This is a genomic window from Streptococcus sp. 68 (assembly GCF_013277415.1).
Classification (GTDB): domain Bacteria; phylum Bacillota; class Bacilli; order Lactobacillales; family Streptococcaceae; genus Streptococcus.
The window spans coordinates 1-23,193 of the sequence record NZ_VMMX01000017.1; the positions used below are offsets into that span (position 1 = coordinate 1).

The 23,193-nt window shown below is 38.6% G+C and carries 26 protein-coding genes and 1 pseudogene; 21 read left to right on the forward strand and 6 right to left on the reverse strand.

Features of this window, described 5'->3' with window-relative positions:
* Positions 1 to 310 precede the first annotated feature (310 nt).
* The 5 genes from sodA (at position 311) to HT720_RS09375 (ending at position 4,733) form a co-directional block, all read left to right on the forward strand.
* Positions 311 to 916: a superoxide dismutase SodA gene (sodA, locus tag HT720_RS09355; protein WP_138703665.1), complete on the forward strand. Its 606-nt coding sequence runs from the start codon at positions 311 to 313 to the stop codon at positions 914 to 916.
* A 156-nt stretch (positions 917 to 1,072) separates the two neighbouring features.
* On the forward strand, positions 1,073 to 1,603 hold the full coding sequence (locus tag HT720_RS09360) for a YutD family protein (protein ID WP_173275949.1): 531 nt from the start codon (positions 1,073 to 1,075) through the stop codon (positions 1,601 to 1,603).
* A gap of 19 nt (positions 1,604 to 1,622) precedes the next feature.
* The gene (gene rlmN, locus HT720_RS09365; protein ID WP_173275952.1) at positions 1,623 to 2,708 is read left to right on the forward strand and encodes a 23S rRNA (adenine(2503)-C(2))-methyltransferase RlmN; all 1,086 of its coding nucleotides are present in this window, start codon (positions 1,623 to 1,625) and stop codon (positions 2,706 to 2,708) included.
* Entirely contained in the window at positions 2,708 to 3,190 is a 483-nt protein-coding gene (locus HT720_RS09370; RefSeq protein WP_173275955.1) for a VanZ family protein, read from the forward strand. The genes rlmN and HT720_RS09370 overlap by 1 nt, the downstream gene beginning before the upstream one ends.
* A 1-nt stretch (position 3,191) precedes the next feature.
* Positions 3,192 to 4,733, forward strand: a complete 1,542-nt coding sequence (locus HT720_RS09375) for an ABC-F family ATP-binding cassette domain-containing protein (RefSeq protein WP_173275958.1) — start codon at positions 3,192 to 3,194, stop codon at positions 4,731 to 4,733.
* Positions 4,734 to 4,788: 55 nt separating this feature from the next.
* On the opposite strand, the gene HT720_RS09380 is transcribed toward HT720_RS09375, so the two are convergent.
* From HT720_RS09380 to HT720_RS09390, 3 genes are all read right to left on the reverse strand, one after another.
* Positions 4,789 to 5,592: a peptidylprolyl isomerase gene (locus tag HT720_RS09380; protein ID WP_173275961.1), complete on the reverse strand. Its 804-nt coding sequence runs from the start codon at positions 5,590 to 5,592 to the stop codon at positions 4,789 to 4,791.
* 176 nt (positions 5,593 to 5,768) lie between these two features.
* Positions 5,769 to 5,993: a helix-turn-helix transcriptional regulator gene (locus tag HT720_RS09385; RefSeq protein ID WP_001041097.1), complete on the reverse strand. Its 225-nt coding sequence runs from the start codon at positions 5,991 to 5,993 to the stop codon at positions 5,769 to 5,771.
* Between the two features lie 2 nt (positions 5,994 to 5,995).
* Complete coding sequence (locus HT720_RS09390) at positions 5,996 to 6,574, reverse strand: DUF3796 domain-containing protein (protein ID WP_164226927.1); 579 nt, start codon at positions 6,572 to 6,574, stop codon at positions 5,996 to 5,998.
* 805 nt (positions 6,575 to 7,379) lie between these two features.
* Here HT720_RS09390 and rpsP point away from each other — a divergent pair.
* The 7 genes and pseudogenes from rpsP to HT720_RS09425 all read left to right on the forward strand — a co-directional run bounded on the left by rpsP (position 7,380) and on the right by HT720_RS09425 (position 10,886).
* Positions 7,380 to 7,652 (forward strand): 30S ribosomal protein S16, encoded by a 273-nt coding sequence (gene rpsP, locus HT720_RS09395; protein ID WP_000268760.1) that lies wholly within the window; start codon positions 7,380 to 7,382, stop codon positions 7,650 to 7,652.
* 19 nt (positions 7,653 to 7,671) lie between these two features.
* Positions 7,672 to 7,911, forward strand: a complete 240-nt coding sequence (gene kphA, locus HT720_RS09400; protein ID WP_000379621.1) for an RNA-binding protein KphA — start codon at positions 7,672 to 7,674, stop codon at positions 7,909 to 7,911.
* A 184-nt stretch (positions 7,912 to 8,095) separates the two neighbouring features.
* Positions 8,096 to 8,392: pseudogene (locus HT720_RS09405) on the forward strand (MazG nucleotide pyrophosphohydrolase domain-containing protein); the annotation flags it as partial.
* A 97-nt stretch (positions 8,393 to 8,489) separates the two neighbouring features.
* Entirely contained in the window at positions 8,490 to 9,278 is a 789-nt protein-coding gene (locus HT720_RS09410) for an alpha/beta hydrolase (RefSeq protein WP_164226939.1), read from the forward strand.
* 30 nt (positions 9,279 to 9,308) lie between these two features.
* Positions 9,309 to 9,827 carry a ribosome maturation factor RimM gene (gene rimM, locus HT720_RS09415; protein WP_173275964.1) on the forward strand — a complete coding sequence of 173 codons (519 nt, stop codon included), beginning with the start codon at positions 9,309 to 9,311 and terminating at the stop codon, positions 9,825 to 9,827.
* Positions 9,817 to 10,536 carry a tRNA (guanosine(37)-N1)-methyltransferase TrmD gene (trmD, locus tag HT720_RS09420; protein ID WP_173275967.1) on the forward strand — a complete coding sequence of 240 codons (720 nt, stop codon included), beginning with the start codon at positions 9,817 to 9,819 and terminating at the stop codon, positions 10,534 to 10,536. The genes rimM and trmD overlap by 11 nt, the downstream gene beginning before the upstream one ends.
* Positions 10,537 to 10,547: 11 nt before the next feature.
* Positions 10,548 to 10,886 carry an ATP cone domain-containing protein gene (locus HT720_RS09425; RefSeq protein WP_001196041.1) on the forward strand — a complete coding sequence of 113 codons (339 nt, stop codon included), beginning with the start codon at positions 10,548 to 10,550 and terminating at the stop codon, positions 10,884 to 10,886.
* 30 nt (positions 10,887 to 10,916) lie between these two features.
* On the opposite strand, the gene HT720_RS09430 is transcribed toward HT720_RS09425, so the two are convergent.
* Positions 10,917 to 11,237: a hypothetical protein gene (locus HT720_RS09430; protein WP_173275970.1), complete on the reverse strand. Its 321-nt coding sequence runs from the start codon at positions 11,235 to 11,237 to the stop codon at positions 10,917 to 10,919.
* A gap of 98 nt (positions 11,238 to 11,335) precedes the next feature.
* On the opposite strand from HT720_RS09430, the gene HT720_RS09435 reads away from it, so the two are divergent.
* Positions 11,336 to 11,551 carry a YdbC family protein gene (locus HT720_RS09435; protein ID WP_000807422.1) on the forward strand — a complete coding sequence of 72 codons (216 nt, stop codon included), beginning with the start codon at positions 11,336 to 11,338 and terminating at the stop codon, positions 11,549 to 11,551.
* A 53-nt stretch (positions 11,552 to 11,604) separates the two neighbouring features.
* On the opposite strand, the gene HT720_RS09440 is transcribed toward HT720_RS09435, so the two are convergent.
* Positions 11,605 to 12,141, reverse strand: coding sequence for a biotin transporter BioY (locus tag HT720_RS09440; RefSeq protein ID WP_173275973.1), 537 nt, complete (start codon positions 12,139 to 12,141; stop codon positions 11,605 to 11,607).
* Positions 12,142 to 12,497: 356 nt separating this feature from the next.
* On the opposite strand from HT720_RS09440, the gene HT720_RS09445 reads away from it, so the two are divergent.
* The 4 genes from HT720_RS09445 to HT720_RS09460 all read left to right on the forward strand — a co-directional run bounded on the left by HT720_RS09445 (position 12,498) and on the right by HT720_RS09460 (position 15,964).
* Positions 12,498 to 12,758, forward strand: a complete 261-nt coding sequence (locus tag HT720_RS09445) for a hypothetical protein (RefSeq protein WP_225904818.1) — start codon at positions 12,498 to 12,500, stop codon at positions 12,756 to 12,758.
* 106 nt (positions 12,759 to 12,864) lie between these two features.
* Positions 12,865 to 14,847, forward strand: a complete 1,983-nt coding sequence (locus tag HT720_RS09450) for an ABC transporter permease (RefSeq protein WP_173275976.1) — start codon at positions 12,865 to 12,867, stop codon at positions 14,845 to 14,847.
* A complete protein-coding gene (locus HT720_RS09455; RefSeq protein ID WP_173217624.1) occupies positions 14,844 to 15,467 on the forward strand; it encodes an ATP-binding cassette domain-containing protein in 624 nt (207 codons plus the stop codon). The genes HT720_RS09450 and HT720_RS09455 overlap by 4 nt, the downstream gene beginning before the upstream one ends.
* Positions 15,464 to 15,964, forward strand: coding sequence for a hypothetical protein (locus HT720_RS09460; RefSeq protein WP_173217622.1), 501 nt, complete (start codon positions 15,464 to 15,466; stop codon positions 15,962 to 15,964). Before HT720_RS09455 ends, HT720_RS09460 begins: the two co-directional genes overlap by 4 nt.
* A 165-nt stretch (positions 15,965 to 16,129) precedes the next feature.
* Here HT720_RS09460 and gor read toward each other — a convergent pair whose 3' ends face one another.
* The gene (gene gor, locus HT720_RS09465; RefSeq protein ID WP_173275979.1) at positions 16,130 to 17,476 is read right to left on the reverse strand and encodes a glutathione-disulfide reductase; all 1,347 of its coding nucleotides are present in this window, start codon (positions 17,474 to 17,476) and stop codon (positions 16,130 to 16,132) included.
* 286 nt (positions 17,477 to 17,762) lie between these two features.
* Between gor and HT720_RS09470 the strand changes: the two genes are divergently transcribed.
* The 4 genes from HT720_RS09470 to metG all read left to right on the forward strand — a co-directional run bounded on the left by HT720_RS09470 (position 17,763) and on the right by metG (position 23,035).
* Positions 17,763 to 18,968 carry an efflux RND transporter periplasmic adaptor subunit gene (locus HT720_RS09470; protein WP_173275982.1) on the forward strand — a complete coding sequence of 402 codons (1,206 nt, stop codon included), beginning with the start codon at positions 17,763 to 17,765 and terminating at the stop codon, positions 18,966 to 18,968.
* A complete protein-coding gene (locus HT720_RS09475) occupies positions 18,952 to 19,653 on the forward strand; it encodes an ABC transporter ATP-binding protein (RefSeq protein WP_173213720.1) in 702 nt (233 codons plus the stop codon). The genes HT720_RS09470 and HT720_RS09475 overlap by 17 nt, the downstream gene beginning before the upstream one ends.
* 1 nt (position 19,654) lies before the next feature.
* The gene (locus tag HT720_RS09480; RefSeq protein ID WP_173213718.1) at positions 19,655 to 20,914 is read left to right on the forward strand and encodes an ABC transporter permease; all 1,260 of its coding nucleotides are present in this window, start codon (positions 19,655 to 19,657) and stop codon (positions 20,912 to 20,914) included.
* 123 nt (positions 20,915 to 21,037) lie between these two features.
* Positions 21,038 to 23,035, forward strand: a complete 1,998-nt coding sequence (gene metG, locus HT720_RS09485) for a methionine--tRNA ligase (protein ID WP_173275985.1) — start codon at positions 21,038 to 21,040, stop codon at positions 23,033 to 23,035.
* Positions 23,036 to 23,193: the final 158 nt, after the last annotated feature.

A 23,193-nucleotide genomic window follows, 5' to 3' on the forward strand; every position in this document is an offset into this window, starting at 1 on the left:
TAGGCGCAGGTTGCTCAAAACACTGTTTTGAGGTTGTAGATAGAACTGACGAAGTCAGCTCAAAACACTGTTTTGAGGTTGCAGATAGAACTGACGAAGTCAGCTCAAAACACCGTTTTGAGGTTGCAGATAGAACTGACGAAGTCAGTAACATACCTACGGCAAGGCGACGTTGACGCGGTTTGAAGAGATTTTCGAAGAGTATTATTAGAAAGTATCTCAGTGATTTCCTTTTCTATAAGCAAAAAACTTGAAAAAAGTGAATGTTTGCGTTATCATTTTCATATAGAAAGAAAAAGAGGTATTACAGATGGCTATTATCTTACCAGATCTTCCATATGCATACGACGCTTTGGAACCATACATCGATGCGGAAACAATGCACTTGCACCATGACAAACACCATCAAACTTATGTCAACAATGCCAATGCAGCTCTTGAAAAACACCCTGAAATCGGTGAAGATCTTGAAGCCTTGCTTGCTGATGTAGAATCTATCCCAGCTGATATCCGTCAAGCACTTATTAACAATGGTGGTGGACACTTGAACCATGCTCTTTTCTGGGAATTGATGACTCCTGAGAAAACAGCTCCTTCAGCAGAACTAGCAGAAGCAATCGATGCAACATTTGGTTCATTTGAAGACTTCCAAGCAGCCTTCACTGCAGTCGCAACAACTCGTTTCGGTTCTGGATGGGCATGGTTGGTTGTCAACAAGGAAGGGAAACTTGAAGTGACTTCAACAGCAAACCAAGACACACCAATCTCAGAAGGTAAAAAACCAATCTTGGGCTTGGACGTTTGGGAACATGCTTACTACGTGAAATACCGCAACGTGCGTCCTGACTACATCAAAGCTTTCTTCTCAGTGATCAACTGGAACAAAGTAGATGAATTGTACGCAACTGCTAAATAATGATAGTTGGAGGGAAGAATTGTTCTTCTCTTTTTAAGGTTATATTATTTTGGTCTGACAAAATCGTCAGACTTTTTTCATTTTTATGAGAAACGTGCTAAGTGCTAGAAATTATGGTAGAATAAAGTATTAAGTAATCGTGGAAAAAGGATATCTATGCGAAAAGAAATTGCACCTGAATTATACAACTATAACAAGTTTCCTGGTCCTGAGTTTCATTTACACGGGGACAAGGTTGAAACGGAAGGGATAGTTTTTTCCTTGGTGGAAAATATCAAGGATGCCTTTGATGTGACGGCTTTTAATCAGCGTTTTTCAGAAGTCTTAACCAAGTTTGATTATATCGTGGGAGACTGGAGCAACGAACAGCTTCGCCTACGAGGTTTTTACAAGGATGATCGAACAGAAGAAAAACTTGAAAAAATCAGTCGTTTACAAGACTACCTTTTAGAGTACTGTAGTTATGGTTGTGCCTATTTTGTTTTAGAAAATGAAGCCCCTAAGCGAGCATCATTTGACAAGAAAATGCGTAAGAAGGAAGAAGAAACACCTTCTAAAAAAGGAAAGAAACCGACTCAAACCAAACGAAAGCCGAATGCAGATAAGAAAAATAGACGTCGTCAGAAAGACCAGTATTCTCAGAAAGAGGACAAGGGGCAACGTCATTTTGTCATTCGTCAGAAGTGAGTAGGAATAAGGAGAAGAAATGAAACCCTCAATTTATAGTTTAACACGTCAAACCATGCAGGAATGGGTATTGGAGCAGGGAGAAAAGAAATTCCGTGCAGATCAAATCTGGGAATGGCTTTACCGTAAACGTGTGCAGTCATTTGAAGAAATGACCAACCTTTCCAAGGATTTGATTGCTAAGCTTAATGACCAGTTTGTGGTCAATCCCTTGAAACAACGTATCGTTCAAGAGTCTGCTGATGGTACCGTTAAATATCTTTTTGAATTGCCTGACGGTATGTTGATTGAGACTGTACTCATGCGTCAACACTATGGTTTGTCAGTCTGTGTGACGACTCAGGTGGGCTGTAATATCGGTTGTACCTTCTGTGCTTCTGGTTTGATTAAGAAACAACGTGACCTCAATAACGGTGAAATCGTAGCGCAAATCATGCTAGTTCAGAAATACTTTGATGAGCGTGGTCAGGATGAACGCGTCAGCCATATCGTTGTCATGGGGATTGGTGAACCATTTGATAACTACAACAATGTCTTGAATTTCGTTCGTACCATCAATGATGACAAGGGAATGGCTATCGGTGCTCGTCATATCACGGTTTCAACCTCAGGTTTGGCTCATAAAATTCGTGATTTTGCTAATGAAGGTGTTCAGGTCAATCTTGCCGTTTCCCTTCATGCACCCAACAATGAATTGCGTTCAAGTATCATGAAGATTAACCGTGCCTTTCCGATTGAAAAACTCTTTGCTGCTATTGAGTACTACATTGAGACAACTAATCGTCGTGTGACCTTTGAGTATATCATGCTCAATGAAGTCAACGATGGTGTAGAACAAGCCTTGGAATTGGCTGAATTGCTCAAGAATATTAAGAAATTGTCTTATGTAAACTTGATTCCTTACAACCCAGTTAGTGAGCATGACCAATATAGCCGTAGTCCTAAAGAGCGCGTGTTGGCTTTCTATGATACGCTTAAGAAAAAAGGGGTTAACTGTGTGGTTCGTCAAGAGCATGGTACTGATATTGATGCAGCTTGTGGGCAATTGCGCTCTAATACAATGAAACGTGACCGCCAGAAAGCAGTCGTAGCAGTCAATCCTTAATGATGAAGAAAACTTATAATCATGTTTTGGTCTGGGGAGTCATTTTCTATAGCATTTGTATCGTCTATTTTTGCTTTACTCCTCAAGAACAATCTCCCGTGGGGGTGGAAACTCCAGGTATTCAGCATCTTGGACGCCTGGTTTTTCTTTTGACTCCTTTCAATTCTTTCTGGAAACTGGGCCAAGTAAGTGACATTGGACAATTATGTTGGATTTTTCTACAGAATATCCTCAATGTCTTCTTACTTTTTCCTCTGATGTTCCAACTCCTTTATCTCCTTCCAAACTTGCGGAAAACAAGAAAAGTGCTCTTTTTTAGTTTTCTAGTGAGTTTTGGAATCGAGTGTACGCAGTTAGTCTTGGACTTTTTCTTTGATTTTAATCGCGTCTTTGAAATTGATGATTTGTGGACCAATACCTTGGGTGGCTATCTGGCTTGGCTCCTCTATAAACAATTACATAAAAACAAGATAAGGAATTAAAATGAGTATTTTAGAAGTTAAAAATCTGAGTCACGGTTTTGGTGACCGTGCAATTTTTGAAGATGTGTCCTTCCGTCTCCTCAAGGGAGAACATATCGGTCTGGTCGGTGCCAATGGTGAAGGGAAATCAACCTTTATGAGCATCGTTACTGGTAAAATGCTGCCAGATGAAGGGAAGGTTGAGTGGTCCAAATATGTGACCGCTGGTTACTTAGACCAACACTCTGTCCTTGCTGAAGGGCAGTCGGTACGTGATGTTCTCCGTACAGCCTTTGATGAGCTTTTCAAAGCGGAAGCCCGTATCAATGACCTCTATATGGAAATGGCTGAAGACGGAGCGGATGTTGATGCTCTCATGGAAGAAGTGGGAGAACTTCAAGACCGTTTAGAGAGTCGTGATTTCTATACCTTGGATGCTAAGATTGACGAAGTAGCGCGTGCCCTTGGTGTCATGGACTTTGGCATGGATACAGATGTAACCTCTTTGTCAGGTGGGCAAAGAACCAAGGTACTTTTGGCTAAACTCCTCCTTGAAAAGCCCGATATCTTGCTTTTGGACGAGCCGACCAACTACTTGGATGCTGAGCATATTGACTGGCTCAAGCGCTATCTCCAAAACTATGAGAATGCCTTTGTCCTTATTTCACACGATATTCCATTCCTCAATGATGTTATCAATATCGTCTATCATGTGGAAAATCAACAGCTGACGCGTTATTCCGGTGACTACTACCAGTTCCAAGAAGTCTATGCCATGAAGAAATCTCAGTTAGAGGCAGCCTACGAACGTCAGCAGAAAGAGATTGCAGATCTCAAAGACTTTGTCGCACGTAATAAAGCGCGTGTTGCAACACGAAACATGGCCATGTCTCGTCAAAAGAAATTGGATAAGATGGATATTATCGAACTCCAAAGCGAGAAACCAAAACCATCCTTTGATTTCAAACCAGCTCGTACGCCAGGGCGCTTTATCTTCCAAGCCAAGGATTTGCAAATTGGTTATGACCGTCCTCTGACCAAGCCTTTAAATCTTACCTTTGAACGCAATCAAAAGATTGCTATTATCGGGGCAAATGGTATCGGGAAAACAACTCTCTTGAAGTCTCTTTTAGGGATTATCCCACCTATTGCTGGGGAAGTTGAACGTGGAGACTACCTAGAACTTGGTTATTTTGAGCAAGAAGTAGAAGGCGGTAATCGTCAAACACCTCTTGAAGCTGTCTGGAATGCCTTTCCAGCTCTTAACCAAGCAGAAGTTCGTGCAGCCCTTGCCCGTTGTGGTCTGACAACCAAGCATATTGAAAGCCAAATTCAGGTTTTGTCAGGTGGGGAACAAGCCAAGGTGCGTTTCTGTCTCTTGATGAATCGTGAAAACAATGTTTTAGTGCTGGACGAGCCGACCAACCACTTGGATGTGGATGCCAAGGATGAACTCAAACGTGCTCTCAAAGAATACAAGGGATCTATTCTTATGGTCTGCCACGAGCCAGACTTCTATGAAGGTTGGATGGATCAAATATGGGATTTTAATAATTTAACTTAAGAATGAGAGTAAAAGAAATACAGTACCAAATGTGGATACTGTATTTTTTGTTTTTTTAAGATTTAAAATCGTAGTCTTTTACTACTTCGATGCTATCGATAGTAATAGCAGTCGTTGGCTTGTCTTTCTCATCTTTTTCGGCTTTGGCAATCTTATCTACAACATCCATACCGTCAATCACTTGACCAAAGACTGGGTGTTTGCCATCTAGACTAGGGTTTCCCCCTTCTTTATAGGCTTCGATGATTTTCTTTGGATACTTGCTTGTAGGGAGTTTAGCAGAGGTATCTGTAGAGTTTTGGTTGATGAAGAACTGGCTGCCATTGGTGTTTGGTTGACCAGTATTAGCCATAGCAAGAGCACCACGGATGTTATAGAGATAAGGAGTAATCTCGTTTTTGAAACCAGTTCCCTTGTCTTTAGTCTTATCCTTGTCATGCCAGATGGACTGACCACCTGTACCATCCCCTTTTGGATCTCCAGTTTGAACCATGAAGCCATCGATGACACGGTGGAAGGTAATACCGTTATAGTAGCCTTCTTTGGCATGAGTGAGGAAGTTTTCAACCGCTAGAGGAGCGAGTTTAGGGAAGAGCTTAATGCGGATATCACCTTGGCTTGTGTGGAGAATGACTTCAGCCTCGTCCTCAGCAACTTCCTTAGATAGTTGTGGGAAATTGGCGTTTTCGTTTGTTAAAGCATCGTTTAACTCCTTGGCAGATTGGGCTGCTGCTTTGGAGCTTTCCTCAGCGGCCAAGCTAGAATCTACATAGTTATCACCACGCAAACTACGTTGGATGTTGCTACATCCAGCTAGGGCTACAGTGGATAGTAAAAGAAGGGTTGCTAGTTTTTTCATTCTATTCCTCTCAAAAATTCATTTCTACCATTGTACCCTAAAAGGAAGTGGATTTCAAATGTTAGTGACAAGGTAGTTTTAGAGAAAGCCAAAAGAAAAATCGCTTGCTTAGAGATTTTTCTTTTGGCTTCAATTCCTAATTAGTCAATGAACTGAATACTAGGTCTCGAAAAGAATTATGCTTCCTCTTTCTGTCTGAGTTCAAAGAGGTCTTCTACTTTCAGATTAAAAACTTGAGCAATTTTAAGAGCCATCTCCAGCGAAGGATTGTAACGGTTATTTTCCAAGTGCAGAATTGTCTCGCGTCGCATGCCGATGAGGTCGGCTAACTCCTGCTGGGTCATGCCTGTGGACTCACGAACAGATTTGAGATTAGTAATAATCTTGCTTTCTTTGGCCATGCTTATCCTCTACGTTCCAAGATAAAATAGACAACCGCAAAGATGCAAATCAAGGCAGCTATGCTAATAAATATCTGGCCCATGTAAAGAGTGAGAGCCCCCATATACCCAATGATAACTGATAGGATCATCAGTGCACCTAGTATAAAAACAAACATCAAGCTAGTTGCCTTTGCTAAATTAGCATAAAAGCGTTCGTCCGGAGTTTCCTTGACATTTTTCAAAGAGAAAAAACCAAATACAATCACTTCAATAACGAGGCCAATTCCCAAAATCCATTCTTTAATACCAGAACTTTCGCTTGGGGTCGCAGCCCAAATTCCTACTGTATAAAAAATGCTTGCTGCCGACACAAGTATCGTGTAAAGCTTAGCAGACAAGTCAAAAATAATCTTTCCCTTACCTTTCTGACTCTTATGTAGCCAGCTCCAAATAGCTACAATTTGACCTGGAACTGAAATACCAGTAATAACTAACTTGGGTCCCCAACTAAGATTAGAACCAAATAAAACAATAAAATCAATAAAGAGAGCTACGGCAATCATTGCAATGAGGCCACGCATTTTTTGACTTTTTTTCATGATAGACTCCTTTTTTGTGTTATAAATATATAACACTTAAATTTTATGTTATAAATATATCACATTTAAATTTAGAAAGCAAGAATTTTATGTGTCAAGGTGGTAATTATTTGAAAAAATTTTTTAATAAAAGCCCTCGATAGTCAAACAACTAAAGAATTCTTTGAAGCAATGCATCGGATTTGATTTGGATAGTTTTGTTAATCATATTTGATGATAAAGAATTTTTGAAAAATCTAGATATTGTATGAATCTCTACTTTTTTTCTTAGACTGTTATAAAGTCTGTCAGAATAAGCTTTGTAGGTGTAGAAGTTAATTTTTACAGAACTAAACTATTCCCCTATTTAGAATCTATTGATTCATATTTTATGAATTAATTAGTAGATATCGTTCTTAAAATCCTTGATATTTCGTTTGGGAATGGGCTTAGGATTTAGGAGCCAAGTATCCAAATCTCGTTCAGGCGATATGAAGGGTTTGAGTTGATGGTCTTTATAAAATATTTCTAATACTCTTCGAAAATCTCTTCAAACCACGTCAGCGTCGCCTTACCGTACTCAAGTACAGCCTGCGGCTAGCTTCCTAGTTTGCTCTTTGATTTTCATTGAGTATAAAATAGTATTCACGGCTAGCTTCTTTCAAACATTTATTTCCTACTTCTAACAAATTTCTAAATGGTTTAAGAATTTTATAGTCTGTCAAGTTTTTTTCTTGACACCTGCCAGAAATCTGCTATAATAGAACATGTGCTAAATAGCTCAGCTATTTCACCGAAATAAAAAATAAGAAAAGAGACTTTAAAAATGGCAGTTAAAATCCGTTTGACTCGTATGGGTTCTAAGAAAAAACCTTTCTACCGTATCAACGTAGCAGATTCACGTTCACCACGTGACGGACGTTTCATCGAAACAGTTGGAACTTACAACCCACTTGTTGCTGAAAACCAAGTAACTTTGAAAGAAGACCGCGTTCTTGCATGGTTGGCTGATGGAGCTCAACCTTCAGATACAGTACGTAACATCCTTTCAAAAGAAGGCGTATTGAAAAAATTCCACGATTCTAAATTCTCAAAATAAGTTTAAAGTAGGTTGACAGATGGATACGATTGAAAATCTCATTATTGCGATTGTGAAACCCTTGATTTCACAACCAGATGCCTTAACTATCAAGATTGAAGATACACCAGAATTTTTGGAATATCATTTGAATCTTGATCAAAGCGATGTGGGTCGTGTAATCGGTCGTAAGGGTCGCACTATTTCTGCGATAAGAACGATTGTCTACTCTGTCCCAACTGAATACAAAAAAGTAAGAATCGTTATTGACGAAAAATAAAAAGGGCGGGACGAATGTCTCGCTTTTTTGCTAGGAATAGAAGATGAAAGGTTTAATGTTTAGACAATTTCAATACTAGTTATACTCAATGAAAATCAAAGAGCAAACTAGGAAGCTAGCCGCAGGCTGTACTGGAGTACGGCAAGGTGAAGCTGACGTAGTTTGAAGAGATTTTCGAAGAGTATTACTCGAACATTACCAGCAGTCTCGAACTGAGGAAGGTCTTTTTATCAAGCTAGTGGAGGAAGTCGGAGAAGTAGCTGAGGTTTTGAATGGTCGTTCTGGTAGAAAAGAGGGCGTTCAGGATTCTAACGAGGAACTAGCAAAAGAACTGGCTGATATTATTCACTACACTGTCGCAATCGCCGCCATCAACCATATTGACCTTACCAAGACTATCTTTGAGAAAGACAAGACTGCAGCCATTAAGTACCAACATGAACGTGATTTGGAAGAATTTTTGAAGGTGAAGGAGAATTGATGTCCTCTTCCTCCAACTTGAGAAAATCCTTGGAACGTGATAAAATAAAGGATAAGGATTTTTAATAATTCATTATATAGAACGAGTGGAGTTCTTTATGAAGAGATTTGAAGTATCTACAAAAATTGGTAGTCTCTCTGTTACTTATCGAAAGCAAAAGAAAGTGCTAGTTTGTTTAAATGGAGCAGGTTTGCTACCAAGTTATGAAAATTTTTCACTTATACTTGAAAAACTTCCTCCTACAATTGGTTATTTGACAATTGATTTTCCGAACACAGGTAGGAGTCCGATTCATGACCAAGCTGGAAAAAATCTAGATAATCTTGCAGATGCGGTTTATGAAGTACTTGAAGAATTAGGGATTTCTGAATATATACTTTGTGTACATAGTTTGAGTGGAATTTTAGCTTGTAAATTGATCAACAAACCAATTAAGTGTCAGGCTTTACTAGCAATGGAACCGACAACTAAAAAAGTCATGTTTGCTGATTTTTCAGAAAATCCTTATCCAGAAATGGAAGAGCAGATGAGGCTGATTGACGAGTATGGACCTGAACTTTATTTGAAGAATTTAACTCAAGCAACATTTAGTCCTGAAACGAATAAAGAAATCTGGGAAATAATGCAAGAAAAAGGCTTAGAGTTAGAAAAGCAAAATTCAGGATTTCAGATATCTGGAGAGATTACTGAGGAAGATTTTGAGGATGTATCTATAGAAGCTCATATTCCTGTATTTGTTTTTTGTCAGCCTTACAGAGAAAAAGAGTACAGAGAATCAGAATATTGGACTTCCAATGCTAGACTCATTTTAGGAGGGAATCACCATTATTTACAATGGTCAGAATCCGAAAAAATTGCGACTATTATTCGAGAATTGTCAGAATAAGATGGAGAGAAGGAGACTACAGGAGACAAGATGAACTACTTTAATGTTGGGAAAATCGTCAATACGCAAGGGTTACAGGGTGAGATGCGAGTCTTGTCTGTGACGGATTTTGCAGAAGAACGGTTTAAAAAAGGTGCTGAGCTGGCCTTGTTTGATGAGAAAGGTCAGTTTGTTCAAACAGTGACCATCGCTAGCCACCGTAAACAGAAGAACTTTGACATTATTAAATTCAAAGATATGTACCATATCAACGCTATCGAAAAGTATAAGGGATATAGTCTCAAGGTTGCTGAGGAAGATTTGAATGACCTAGACGATGGTGAATTTTATTATCACGAGATTATCGGTTTAGAAGTCTATGAGGGTGATAACTTGATTGGAACCATCAAAGAAATCCTGCAACCAGGTGCCAACGATGTCTGGGTAGTCAAGCGAAAAGGTAAACGTGACTTGCTCTTGCCTTATATCCCACCAGTGGTTCTCAATGTTGATATTCCAAATAACCGCGTCGATGTGGAAATTTTAGAAGGGTTAGACGATGAAAATTGATATTTTAACCCTTTTTCCAGAGATGTTTTCTCCGCTAGAGCACTCAATCGTTGGAAAGGCTCGAGAAAAAGGGCTCTTGGATATCCAGTATCACAATTTTCGAGAAAATGCTGAAAAGGCCCGCCATGTAGACGATGAGCCCTACGGAGGCGGTCAGGGGATGCTGCTCCGAGCTCAACCCATTTTCGATGCCTTTGATGCTATTGAAAAGAAAAATCCGCGCGTTATTCTCCTCGATCCTGCTGGAAAGCAGTTTGATCAGGCTTATGCTGAGGATTTGGCCAAAGAAGATGAACTGATCTTTATCTGTGGTCACTACGAGGGGTATGACGAGCGCATTAAGACCTTGGTGACGGATGAGATTTCCCTGGGGGACTATGTCTTGACTGGTGGAGAGTTGGCGGCTATGACCATGATTGATGCTACGGTACGCCTGATTCCAGAAGTGATTGGCAAGGAGTCTAGTCACCAAGATGATAGTTTTTCTTCTGGGCTTCTCGAGTATCCTCAGTACACACGTCCCTATGATTATCGAGGTATGGTCGTGCCAGATGTATTGATGAGTGGCCACCATGAGAAGATTCGTCAGTGGCGCCTGTATGAGAGTTTAAAGAAAACCTACGAACGCAGACCGGATTTGCTTAAACATTATCAACTGACAGCAGAGGAAGAAAAAATGCTGGCAGAAATCAAAGAAAACAAAGAATAAAGGAGAAACCTATGCAAGTAATCAAACGTGACGGAGAAATTGCTGAATTTAATCCAGACAAGATTTACCAAGCTATCTTAAAGGCAGCCCAGACTGTCTATGTATTGACAGATGATTTGCGTCAAAACCTTGCTCAAGTCACTAAGAAAGTGGTTTTGGATTTGGAAGAGGCCAAGGTGGAACGTGCTACCATTAGCATGATTCAGTCTATGGTTGAACATCGTCTATTGGGTGCAGGTTACATTACCATTGCAGAACACTACATTTCCTATCGTCTACAACGTGACTTGGAAAGAAGTGGTTATGGAGATCATATCGCGGTTCATTTACATTTTGAACAAGTTCGCTAAGAAAAAAGAGTGGGATGAAGCAACTACATCTCACTCTTTCTTAAATCTATTTTTTTGGGCTGTTTGGACAGTTGAAGGGACAAATCTCAGGCGTTGAATATCGCTTATGCGGATAATACGGCTTACATTTTTGGCAAAATTTTTCACTATAATTTGCTGGCCTTGTTGATCGTATTTGATGATGTCACCCGTAAAACTTGTCTCAGACAAGATAAGGTGAACAGCGGTTTGTTTCTGGATAGCCTCTTCAATAGTGGCTGTAAGGGAGTTACTTTCAGTCTGGTCAGGTTCTTCATATCCATTTAAAAAGTCATGTATTTTACCTAGAACTTGCTGGAATTTATGTCTCATATTGGCCTCCCTTCTTTTATATCAATATTATATAAAATTTTCCTAAAATCTACAAGATTTTACGAATAATCAGATGAAAGCTAAAAAAGGAGAAGAAAATGGCAGAATTTACATTTGAAATTGAAGAGCACTTGTTGACTCTTTCTGAAAACGAAAAAGGTTGGACCAAGGAAATCAACCGTGTGAGCTTTAATGGTGCCCCTGCAAAGTTTGATATTCGTGCTTGGAGTCCAGATCATACTAAAATGGGCAAAGGGATTACTCTCTCCAATGAAGAATTTCAAACAATGGTGGATGCCTTTAAAGGCAACTAAGTTTTCAAAATGAAAGAAAAGGATATTGAGTCATGACAACTCGATATCCTTTTTTAGTTAGCAAAGTAAGCCTGATTTTTAAGGCGTTGAAGTAGGGGACGGCTAATAAAACTAATAGCAATAATTTTACCAAGATCTGGGATGATAAAGGGAAGAACTCCCACAACAAGAGCTTTTTCAAATGGCATTCCAGCTAGAAAATGCAAGCTGAGAATCCCTCCGACAAAGACAAGGGCATCACCCAAGAGGTTTGCAAGAAAAATCTTGACAATACCACTCTCGCTGTTAGTTAGGGAAGAAGTAAGTCCAGAGTATACAAGATAAAACCAAAGATAACCTGCAGTAGGACCAACTAAAGCTTGAAAACCAGCTCCACCTCCTGCAAAAACAGGAAGACCGATAGCACCTAGAAGAAGATAGAGTCCAACAGAAAGTACAGCCTCTCTGGGTCTAAAGACAGTAGCAATCAAGCCGATTGCAAAGTTTTGCAGAGTGAAGGGAACAGGTCCAATTGGAAGACTGATTTGTGCTAAAACAGCAATGAGAACAGCCCCAATAGCAGGGATAGCATAAACGTGAGCTTTTTTCAAAATAGTTAACCTCTTTTCTGATATATAGTAACTATTATACTCGTAGAGGAATTATTGTCAACCTATTTTTAAAAACAAGGTAACAAAAATTGTAACAGCCGATTTGATTCACAAGAGAAGTTGGATAATTGTTTTTTATCGATTTGTAAATCGCCTTTATAGATAATCTCATTTTATCAATAAAAAATATACTATAAATACTTGACAAACTAAAATATTAGTATTAAATTAATATTATAAACGCTTACAAATAAATGTGTTCAATTTTAAAATAGAGAATTATTACTGAGTTTTTGTCAAATATTATAATTCAAGGAGAAGTAAAATACAAAAAATTTACTAAGAAGAAGTTCATTTTGCTGGCTACAAGTTTTTTCAGTTTTGGATTTGCTACTACAGCTAGTGTTGGTAGTGAAACTACAGCACACCCTGCTCCAAGTCCCATTATTGATTTATGGAAGTATGGTGTAAGTGATAGCTATGGTTATTCGAATTACTTTGTTAGTTCTTCAAATAATATTAGTTCAGAGTCATCAGTAACGAATATTTTGGGAACGTTAAAGTTCACGATAAAAAAGATTATAGATGGACATTTTCAAGCAAAAAATTTGAAATGATGTTCGATTAAATGCACATTGGGATTATTATAGATTTTAAAAAATAATTTATGAAAACAAGAGACCCAATTATAAAATAGAGTCTTTTGTCATATGGTAATTGCTTATGAAATTAAAATTATGTATCATTGGATTCTTCTTTTGTTTGATTGCTACAATTGGTCTGGTCACTATTAGTGATACCGAAATCCCCATACCTTTACCAATTGATGGTGCTTTTTCTATCCAAGGAAAAAGTAATCTTTCTAATAACGAAATATACGAAATGGTTCGTGACTTATCAAAAACGGAAAAGGTTACCATTTACAAGCCAATCGTTCAGAGTTCGGGTCAGTTGAAGTATGTAAACTTTGATGATGTAAATAATGAACAATTAAAGTCAGCACCAATAGTAGGGATGTATTACACACTTGGGAAAATAGATGTAGACAGTTTGAAACCACTTACGATGACTGGACTACAAACAGTATATATGGCTTATCCTTGGTATATAGGAGGAATATTACAATTTACTGGAACTTTAAGAATACTGTTAATGGGTTCAATTTACTTAACTTTATTAGTTGTTTTATTTGTTGTTAGGACGAGGCAGATCAAAGAAGGAGTGATACGACGTTCTTTGGGCTTGCCTGTATACGACCTTAGAAGAGAGTATGTCATTTCTCTTATTTTTGAACTGATTATGATGGCTTTATTGATGATTTCTTACAGTTCTTTTTTGGGTAATGGTTTCTTCACCTATAGTTCTAAGTTATTTTTCTCTCTGCTTTTAACGAATTTTATACTATTTCAAATCATTGATCTTATTACTTTTGTTTTATTTTGGTTGACGATTCAGATTGAAAAGCCCATTGAAATTATCAAAAACAAGGCGAAAAATAAACTTATTTTTGTCGTATGGCTTGTCATCATTTCGATTATCATTCTTGTCTCAGGAATTTTTTTACAAGAAACAAAGAGTAGTCAATCTAGTATGAACATACAAATACAGAATTTAGTACCATGGGACACAGTAAAAGACTGGAGAAGGATTGAGTTCCTTGGAATTGAAAGTAACTCTGCTAAAAATGGAGAAGTTAGTGATTCAGATGGTCAGTATCTACAGATAGTTGCTGCCTTAAAAAACTTAGATTTTTTATATATAGAACGATCTTCGGCATATGTTCCAGATTTCATGAAAACTTCGCATGTTATAGAAAATTTTTCTAAACAATTAGAAAATGACGGGATAACGAATTCAGAAATAAATAAAGAGTTGATTTATATTAATCAAACAGGTGCTAACCTACAAAATAAAGTGAATAGAACAAACTATCATCTTTTAGATAATAAAATAGCAACCATCTATATTCCTGAGAAGTGGAAAGAAAACCAGAAATCTATTGAGAATACAGTTGTAGCAGAACAATTTATTGGAACAAACTATACAAAAGAACAGCTTGCAGTACAAATAATTCCTGATGGGGAAAAAATTTTTTATTTTAATGAAGATGCTGATAATAATCTTAAAATGAAAGATATTTTACCGCTGGCAAATGTAGCAGATAGCAAAGATAATATAGTTGTTGTGTTAGATACGGACAAAATGATGGAAAATAATAAGTTTTCTTTGGCTAGTAACATACTATATAAATCTCTTTTTAGTCCTGAAGCGGTAAAAAAAATAAATGAGATGACTGTCCCGTTGAATTTCTCAATGAATCCAGTAGATGTTTACCAAATTGTGAAATTAAAGATTCAATCCTTAGAGCACCAAATTTTACTTTCACAAATCTTGCAGAAGATAATTTACAGTATTGTCTTTATACTCATTTATCAATATGTCCAACTTTTTATTACTCTAAAACAGAATGAATATGTGAAAAAAATCATTTTGGGTCTGTCAAAAACATATATAGCAATTTCAAGTCTCAAATATTTTATGATGACTATTACAATGGTTATTCTATTTACATTTCTTATGACAGGGCAAATAGAGTTGCTATATATTGGAGTGGCTTCTCTGCTAGTTTTGATGTTGTCAATCATAATGAGTTTTAGGAAATTATCTGAAAGCTACACTAAAATTTTAAAAGGAGATGAATCATGACAATTGACCTTTTGAACGTTTCAAAGAGTTTCGGCTCAAAGAAGATCTTTACAGACTTAAATTTAATATTTGAATCTGGAAAAAGCTATGCATTGATTGGAGGTTCTGGCTCCGGTAAAAGTACCCTTCTTAATATTATAGGAAGATTAGAAAAAATTGACAGTGGGAATGTTTTAGTTGATAAACAAGATATTTGGAATATAAAAGAAAGAACTTTTTTTAAAAATACTGTTGGATATGTATTTCAGAATTATTCTTTAATAGATAACAAAACAGTATATGATAATCTGAGCCTTATCACTAAAGACAAAAAAACAATAACTGACGTACTTGAAAAAGTAGGACTGTCAAGTGACTATTTACATCAAAAAATATACGAATTGTCTGGTGGGCAGGCTCAACGTGTAGCTATTGCCAGAATGTTAATGAAACCACGTAAAATTATTTTAGCAGATGAGCCCACAGGAGCTTTAGATGGTGAGATTGGAAAAGAAATCATTCGTTTGTTATTAAATGAAAAAGATGAAGACAAATATGTTATAATAGCGACGCATGATCCAGCTGTCTATAACGAAGTTGATGTGATAATTGACATGAAAGATATAGGGTATAATGTATGAAAAAGATAATTTATATTGCTTTGATCTTTGTAGCTGGGTTACTTGCCTTCTTCTTTTTTGGAAAACAAATGATTACAAAAGAAAATATCAATAAGCCAACGGTAGAGTTAACAGTCTATACGCTTTCTTCTAGTGATACAGAAAAATGGAATAAAGTGAGACAAGTAGAAACGGAAGAGGCTATATACTTCATAACTGTGAAAGAAGCAGAGTCTTCTGAAGAAGTATTTTCAAACATCATTGCAAATGGAGCTGCTACGGGGTTCGGAGTTCGTGAAGAAGAAGTGAAGAAATTCAATAATGGTTTAGGAGACACTATAGAGGACTCTAAGCATAATAAACTAATTGAAATAGAATTTTTTACTTTTTCTGATGATGGCGAGGGATTTGTGGTAGCAAACTTTGACTACGGTAAAGAAGAGTTGAATTCTCAGAAAAAAGATATAAAAGAGTTATATAAAAAAATATATGAATCTTTTAAAGAAAAGAATAAATGATTGTATTATAATCCGTGTATTTTGCTATGGTTTGTTAATTGATTTTTGCATATCTTACTTCAACATACTATAAAATAAGACATAAGAAAACGAGTATCTCCAACTACGGAAATACTCGCTTTTTGATATTTAGAAGTGTTTTTTGCTCTGCTTCTTTTATTTCGATTAACGCATGGTTACAAATTCTTCGGATGCAGTTGGGTGAATCGCCACAGTTGCATCAAAGTCAGCCTTGGTTGCTCCCATTTTGATAGCAACGGCAAATCCCTGAATCATTTCATCAACGCCGTAGCCAATTCCATGAAGTCCGACAACTTTTTCTTCTGAACCAGCTGTGATCAATTTGAAACGAGTTTCTTGACGGTTGCAAGTGCAAGCAGAGTACATAGAAGTAAAGCTTGATTTGTAAACCTTGATTTGGTCTTGACCGTATTCTTTAATAGCTTGTTCTTCTGTCAAACCAACCGTTCCGATAGCAGGGTGTGAAAAGACAACAGTTGGAATAGTTGTGTAGTCCATTTTTGCAGTTGTTTTTCCGTTAAAGAGACGTTCAGATAGGGTACGCCCAGCCTTGATTGCAACTGGAGTCAGTTCTTTTTCACCTGTTACATCACCTAGAGCGTAGATTCCTTCAACAACAGTATTTTGGTATTCATCCACTTGGATAAAGCCACGTTCGTTCAGAGTGACTCCAGCTTTTTCAAGTTGCAAGCCCTTAACGTTTGGACGGCGACCCGTAGCCCAGATAACTTGGCTAGCTGTGTGACTAGTACCATCTTCGAAATGAATGGTAATGCCTTCAGCAGTTTTTTCTAACTTGACAGGGACTTTGTGAGTATGAAGTGGTAAGTTTGTTCTTTCCATTTCCTTGACCAAACCTTCAACGATGTAGGAATCAAAACCACGTAAAGGGCGATCACGGCGAACAAAGAGGTCTGTCTTGACACCAAAAGTGTGGAGTACGCCAGCCAATTCAACGGCGATATAACCAGCGCCTAGAATGGCAACTGACTCTGGCAATTCTTCCCAAGCAAATACATCATCAGAAGAGCCACCTAGCTCAGCACCAGGAATATTTGGAATACTTGGATGGGCACCTGTCGCAATCACGATATGTTTAGCACGAATGAGTTCACCATTTACGCTGACAGTATGAGAATCTACAAATTCAGCATGACCTTCAATCAAGTCTACACCGTTACGTTTAAAACTGCCATCATAAGAAGAACGAGCGCGATCGATGTAGGCTTCACGATTGCGACGTAGGGTTGCAAAGTCAAAGTTAAGATTAGTAGTCTTAAAGCCGTAGTCTTCTCCAAATTGATGGAAAGTCTCAGCGATTTGTGCTCCGTACCACATGATCTTTTTAGGAACACAACCGACATTGACACATGTTCCGCCTAGTTTCTTTTCCTCAATAACGGCCGCTTTGGCTCCGTGTTCACCAGCACGGTTCATGGTAGCAATTCCTCCGCTACCTCCACCGATAGCAATGATATCGTATTCTCTCATTGAAAACTCCTTTGTACTCTTTTAAATAGTCGAGTGTCTTTTTTGATAGTCATATTCTATCTTTTTTTTGATGTGATTGCAAAAATCTGCTACGCACAAAAAATTGCAAAAAAGCTTGCCAAATAAGTCAAGATAGTGTATTATATAACTAGTACAATAGAAAAGAAGGAATTCCGAACGATTGTTTAATCCTGAACTGTCATTATTTCCATCTGAACTGCATTGTTTGCTGGAGGGAAATCTGGTATAATAGCAAAGTATTGTAAAAAAGAAAAGGAGTTTCATTATGAAGAAAAAGAATGGTAAAGCTAAAAAGTGGCAATTGTATGCAGCAATCGGTGCTGCCAGTGTAGTTGTATTAGGTGCTGGGGGGATTTTGCTCTTTAGACAACCTTATCAGACTGCTGTAAAAGATGAGGCTACTCATCTTGTTGTTGCCAAGGAGGGAAGCGTGGCATCCTCTGTTTTATTGTCAGGGACAGTAACAGCAAAAAATGAACAATATGTTTATTTTGATGCTAGTAAGGGAGATTTAGATGAAATCCTTGTTTCTGTGGGTGATAAAGTCAGTGAAGGGCAGGCTTTAGTCAAGTACAGTAGTTCAGAAGCCCAGGCGGCCTATGATTCAGCGAGTCGGGCAGTAGCTAAGGCAGATCGTCATATCAATGAACTCAATCAAGCACGAAATGAAGCCGCTTCAGCTCCGGCTCCTCAAGCCTCTGCGCCAGCAGGAGGAGAAGATACAACGGTGCAAAGCCCAACTCCAGTGGCTGGAAATTCTGTTGCTTCTATTGACGCTCAGTTGGGTGATGCCCGTGATGCTCGTGCAGATGCAGCAGCACAATTAAGTAAGGCTCAAAGTCAGTTAGATGCAATGACGGTTCTCAGTACCCTAGAGGGAACTGTGGTCGAAGTCAACCACAATGTTTCTAAATCTCCAACAGGAGCTAGCCAAGTAGTCGTTCATGTCGTAAGTAATGAAAACTTGCAAGTTAAGGGAGAACTATCTGAATATAACCTCGCCAACCTATCTGTAGGTCAAGAAGTAAGCTTTACTTCTAAAGTGTATCCTGATAAAAAATGGACTGGGAAATTAAGCTATATTTCTGACTATCCTAAAAACAATGGTGAAGTAGCTAGTCCAGCTGCCGCAGCAGGTGGTAATTCTGGTTCTAAATATCCATACACTATTGATGTTACAAGTGAAATCGGTGATTTGAAACAAGGATTCTCAGTAAGTGTTGAGGTCAAAAATAAGAGTAAAGCCATTTTGGTTCCTCTAACAAGTGTTGTGACTGAAAATGATAAGAACTATGTCTGGGTGCTTGACGAGCAGAAAAATGCCAAGAAAGTGGAAGTTGGTTTGGGTAATGCTGATGCAGACAACCAAGAAATCACTTCAGGTCTGACAAATGGAGTCAAGGTCATCAGTAACCCAACGTCTTCTCTAGAGGAAGGAAAAGAGGTGAAGGCTGATGAAGCAACTAATTAGTCTAAAAAATATCTGCAGAAGTTACCGTAACGGTGACCAAGAACTGCAGGTTCTCAAAAATATCAACCTAGAAGTGAATGAGGGTGAATTTGTTGCCATCATGGGACCATCTGGTTCGGGTAAGTCTACTCTGATGAATACGATTGGCATGTTGGATACACCAAGTAGTGGAGAGTATTATCTTGAAGGCCAAGAAGTGGCTGGACTTGGTGAAAAACAACTAGCCAAGGTCCGCAACCAACAAATCGGTTTTGTTTTTCAGCAGTTCTTTCTTCTATCTAAACTCAATGCTCTGCAAAATGTAGAATTGCCCTTGATTTACGCAGGAGTTTCGGCTTCAAAACGGCGCAAGTTAGCTGAGGAATATCTAGATAAGGTTGAATTGACTGAGCGTAGTCACCATTTACCTTCGGAATTATCTGGTGGTCAAAAGCAACGTGTGGCTATTGCGCGTGCCTTGGTAAACAATCCTTCTATTATCCTAGCAGACGAACCGACAGGAGCCTTGGATACCAAAACAGGTAACCAAATCATGCAACTATTGGTTGACTTGAACAAAGAAGGAAAAACTATTATCATGGTAACGCATGAGCCTGAAATCGCTTCTTATGCTAAACGCCAGATTGTCATTCGAGATGGAGTTATTTCATCTGATAGTGCACAGTTAGAAAAGGAGGAAAACTAAGATGCAGAATCTGAAATTTGCCTTTTCATCTATCATGGCTCATAAGATGCGTTCTTTGCTTACCATGATTGGGATTATTATAGGTGTTTCATCAGTTGTTGTGATTATGGCTCTAGGTGACTCCCTATCTCGTCAACTCAACAAAGATATGACCAAATCTCAGAAGAATATTAGTGTCTTTTTCTCTTCTAAAAAAAGTAAAGATGGGTCTTTTACTCAGAAACAATCAGCTTTTACGGTTTCTGGAAAAGAAGAGGAAGTTCATGTTGAACCACCAAAACCGCAAGAATCTTGGGTCAAGGAGGCAGCCAAACTCAAGGGAGTGGATAATTACTATGTAACCAACTCAACGAACGCCATCTTGACTTATAAAGATAAAAAGGTTGAAAATGCCAATTTGACAGGCGGGAATAGAACCTATATGGAGGCTGTTAACAATGAAATTCTTGCAGGTCGTAGTCTGAGAGAGCAAGATTTCAAAGAGTTTGCAAGTGTCATTTTACTTGATGAAGAATTGTCCATTAGTTTATTTGGCTCTCCTCAAGAGGCTATTAACAAGGTTGTAGAAGTCAATGGATTTAGTTACCGGGTTATTGGGGTTTATACTAGTCCAGAGGCTAAACGTTCAAAAATATATGGTTTTGGTGGCTTGCCCATTACCACAAATACTTCCCTTGCTGCGAATTTTAATGTAGATGAAATAGCTAATATTGTCTTTCGAGTGAATGACACCAGTTTAACTCCAACTCTGGGTCCAGAACTGGCACGAAAAATGACAGAGCTTGCTGGCTTGCAACAGGGAGAATATCAAGTATCAGATGAGTCAGCTGCATTTGCAGAAGTTCAACAAACGTTTAGTTTTATGACGACGATTATTAGTGCCATTGCAGGTATTTCTCTCTTTGTTGGAGGAACTGGTGTTATGAATATCATGCTGGTTTCGGTGACAGAGCGTACCCGTGAAATTGGTCTCCGTAAGGCTTTGGGTGCAACTCGTGCTAATATTTTAATCCAGTTTTTGATTGAATCCATGATTTTGACCTTGTTAGGTGGATTAATTGGCTTGACAATTGCAAGTGGTTTAACTGCCTTAGCAGGTTTGTTACTGCAAGGTTTGATTGCGGGTATAGAAGTGGGAGTATCGATCCCAGTTGCCCTATTTAGTCTTGCAGTTTCGGCTAGCGTTGGTATAGTTTTTGGGGTTTTGCCAGCCAACAAGGCATCGAAACTTGACCCAATCGAAGCCCTTCGTTATGAATAAAATCAACAAGATGGACACTCGTCTATCTTGTTTTTGTATAGATTTCCATATCGAAAATCCTTAAAAATGTGATATAATGAAGTGTTAGAAAAACAGGTTTCATTTGCCTGGAAAGGAAAAATTATGTCTGAAAAGAATTTTTATATTACAACGCCGATTTACTATCCATCTGGTAAGCTTCATATCGGTTCTGCCTACACAACCATTGCTTGTGATGTCCTAGCACGTTATAAACGCCTGATGGGCTACGATGTCTTTTATTTGACAGGTCTTGATGAACATGGTCAAAAGATTCAACAAAAAGCAGAAGAAGCTGGCATTACACCACAAGCCTATGTTGATGGAATGGCAGTTGGAGTTAAAGAACTCTGGCAATTACTAGATATCTCATACGATAAATTTATCCGTACAACGGATGACTACCATGAAAAAGTTGTCGCACAGGTCTTTGAGCGCTTGCTTGCTCAAGATGACATCTATTTGGGTGAATACTCTGGCTGGTATTCAGTATCAGATGAAGAATTCTTTACAGAAAGCCAGCTTGCGGAAGTATTTCGTGATGAAGCTGGAAATGTGACTGGCGGTATTGCTCCATCAGGACACGAAGTGGAATGGGTATCTGAAGAGTCTTATTTCCTTCGTCTTAGCAAGTACCAAGATCGTCTAGTAGAATTTTTCAAAGCTCATCCTGAATTTATCACTCCAGATGGTCGTCTGAATGAAATGCTTCGCAACTTCATCGAGCCAGGTTTAGAGGATTTGGCAGTTTCTCGTACAACCTTTACATGGGGTGTGCCAGTGCCATCTAATCCAAAACACGTTGTCTATGTTTGGATTGATGCCCTTCTTAACTATGCGACAGCACTTGGCTACGGTCAAGACGAACATGGTAACTTTGACAAGTTCTGGAATGGAACAGTCTTCCACATGGTAGGAAAAGATATCCTTCGTTTCCACTCCATCTACTGGCCAATTCTTCTTATGATGTTGGATATCAAATTACCAGATCGTTTGATTGCCCATGGTTGGTTCGTCATGAAAGACGGCAAAATGTCTAAGTCAAAAGGGAATGTCGTTTACCCTGAGATGTTGGTAGAGCGTTATGGACTAGATCCACTTCGTTACTACCTCATGCGTAGCCTTCCAGTTGGTTCAGATGGAACCTTCACTCCAGAAGACTATGTAGGCCGTATCAACTATGAATTGGCCAATGACCTTGGAAACCTCCTCAACCGTACGGTTTCTATGATTAACAAGTATTTTGATGGACAAATTCCAGCCTATGTAGAGGGTGTAACAGAGTTTGACAATGCTCTTGCTCAAGTAGCAGAGCAATCAATCGCTGACTACCATACACACATGGAAGCAGTTGACTACCCACGTGCGCTTGAAGCAGTCTGGACTCTTATCTCTCGTACCAATAAATACATCGATGAGACCGCACCATGGGTCTTGGCCAAGGATGAAGCTCTTCGTGACCAATTGGCAAGTGTCATGAGTCACTTGGCAGCCAGCCTTCGTGTAGTTGCTCACTTGATTGAGCCATTTATGATGGAAACCAGTCGTGCAGTCTTGACTCAACTTGGTCTAGCAGAAGTTTCTAGCCTTGAGAACTTGAGCTTGGCTGATTTTCCTGCAGATGTAACTGTAGTTGCTAAGGGAACACCAATTTTCCCACGTCTGGATATGGAAGAAGAAATCGCCTATATCAAAGAACAAATGGAGGGCAACAAACCAGTAGTCGAAAAAGAATGGAATCCAGACGAAGTGGAACTCAAACTCAACAAGGATGAAATCAAGTTTGAAGACTTTGACAAGGTCGAAATCCGTGTCGCAGAAGTCAAAGAAGTTTCTAAAGTAGAAGGTTCTGATAAGTTGCTCCAATTCCGCTTAGATACTGGTGATGGTCAAGACCGTCAAATCCTCTCAGGAATTGCCAAATATTATCCTAACGAACAAGAATTGGTCGGCAAGAAAGTTCAAATCGTTGCCAACCTCAAACCTCGTAAGATGATGAAGAAATATGTCAGCCAAGGGATGATTCTCTCAGCTGAACATGATGGACAATTAACCCTTCTCACAGTTGATCCAGCTGTACCAAACGGAAGTGTGATTGGGTAAAAATAGACAGGACTAGTTCATGCTAGTTCTCTTTTTTATTTACACTCAATGAAAATCAAAGAGCAAACTAGGAAACTAGCTGCAGGTTGCTCAAAGCGCTGCTTTGAAGTTGTAGATGAAACTGACAAAGTCAGCTCAAAGCACTGTTTTGAGGTTGT

Excerpts from the sequence above, each read along its gene's own strand:
- sodA (WP_138703665.1), top strand. The coding sequence starts at position 311 with ATGGCTATTATCTTACCAGATCTTCCATATGCATACGACGCTTTGGAA.
- HT720_RS09360 (WP_173275949.1), top strand. The coding sequence starts at position 1,073 with ATGCGAAAAGAAATTGCACCTGAATTATACAACTATAACAAGTTTCCT.
- rlmN (WP_173275952.1), top strand. The coding sequence starts at position 1,623 with ATGAAACCCTCAATTTATAGTTTAACACGTCAAACCATGCAGGAATGG.
- HT720_RS09370 (WP_173275955.1), top strand. The coding sequence starts at position 2,708 with ATGATGAAGAAAACTTATAATCATGTTTTGGTCTGGGGAGTCATTTTC.
- HT720_RS09375 (WP_173275958.1), top strand. The coding sequence starts at position 3,192 with ATGAGTATTTTAGAAGTTAAAAATCTGAGTCACGGTTTTGGTGACCGT.
- HT720_RS09380 (WP_173275961.1), bottom strand. The coding sequence starts at position 5,592 with ATGAAAAAACTAGCAACCCTTCTTTTACTATCCACTGTAGCCCTAGCT.
- HT720_RS09385 (WP_001041097.1), bottom strand. The coding sequence starts at position 5,993 with ATGGCCAAAGAAAGCAAGATTATTACTAATCTCAAATCTGTTCGTGAG.
- HT720_RS09390 (WP_164226927.1), bottom strand. The coding sequence starts at position 6,574 with ATGAAAAAAAGTCAAAAAATGCGTGGCCTCATTGCAATGATTGCCGTA.
- rpsP (WP_000268760.1), top strand. The coding sequence starts at position 7,380 with ATGGCAGTTAAAATCCGTTTGACTCGTATGGGTTCTAAGAAAAAACCT.
- kphA (WP_000379621.1), top strand. The coding sequence starts at position 7,672 with ATGGATACGATTGAAAATCTCATTATTGCGATTGTGAAACCCTTGATT.
- HT720_RS09410 (WP_164226939.1), top strand. The coding sequence starts at position 8,490 with ATGAAGAGATTTGAAGTATCTACAAAAATTGGTAGTCTCTCTGTTACT.
- rimM (WP_173275964.1), top strand. The coding sequence starts at position 9,309 with ATGAACTACTTTAATGTTGGGAAAATCGTCAATACGCAAGGGTTACAG.
- trmD (WP_173275967.1), top strand. The coding sequence starts at position 9,817 with ATGAAAATTGATATTTTAACCCTTTTTCCAGAGATGTTTTCTCCGCTA.
- HT720_RS09425 (WP_001196041.1), top strand. The coding sequence starts at position 10,548 with ATGCAAGTAATCAAACGTGACGGAGAAATTGCTGAATTTAATCCAGAC.
- HT720_RS09430 (WP_173275970.1), bottom strand. The coding sequence starts at position 11,237 with ATGAGACATAAATTCCAGCAAGTTCTAGGTAAAATACATGACTTTTTA.
- HT720_RS09435 (WP_000807422.1), top strand. The coding sequence starts at position 11,336 with ATGGCAGAATTTACATTTGAAATTGAAGAGCACTTGTTGACTCTTTCT.
- HT720_RS09450 (WP_173275976.1), top strand. The coding sequence starts at position 12,865 with ATGAAATTAAAATTATGTATCATTGGATTCTTCTTTTGTTTGATTGCT.
- HT720_RS09455 (WP_173217624.1), top strand. The coding sequence starts at position 14,844 with ATGACAATTGACCTTTTGAACGTTTCAAAGAGTTTCGGCTCAAAGAAG.
- HT720_RS09460 (WP_173217622.1), top strand. The coding sequence starts at position 15,464 with ATGAAAAAGATAATTTATATTGCTTTGATCTTTGTAGCTGGGTTACTT.
- gor (WP_173275979.1), bottom strand. The coding sequence starts at position 17,476 with ATGAGAGAATACGATATCATTGCTATCGGTGGAGGTAGCGGAGGAATT.
- HT720_RS09470 (WP_173275982.1), top strand. The coding sequence starts at position 17,763 with ATGAAGAAAAAGAATGGTAAAGCTAAAAAGTGGCAATTGTATGCAGCA.
- HT720_RS09475 (WP_173213720.1), top strand. The coding sequence starts at position 18,952 with ATGAAGCAACTAATTAGTCTAAAAAATATCTGCAGAAGTTACCGTAAC.
- HT720_RS09480 (WP_173213718.1), top strand. The coding sequence starts at position 19,655 with ATGCAGAATCTGAAATTTGCCTTTTCATCTATCATGGCTCATAAGATG.
- metG (WP_173275985.1), top strand. The coding sequence starts at position 21,038 with ATGTCTGAAAAGAATTTTTATATTACAACGCCGATTTACTATCCATCT.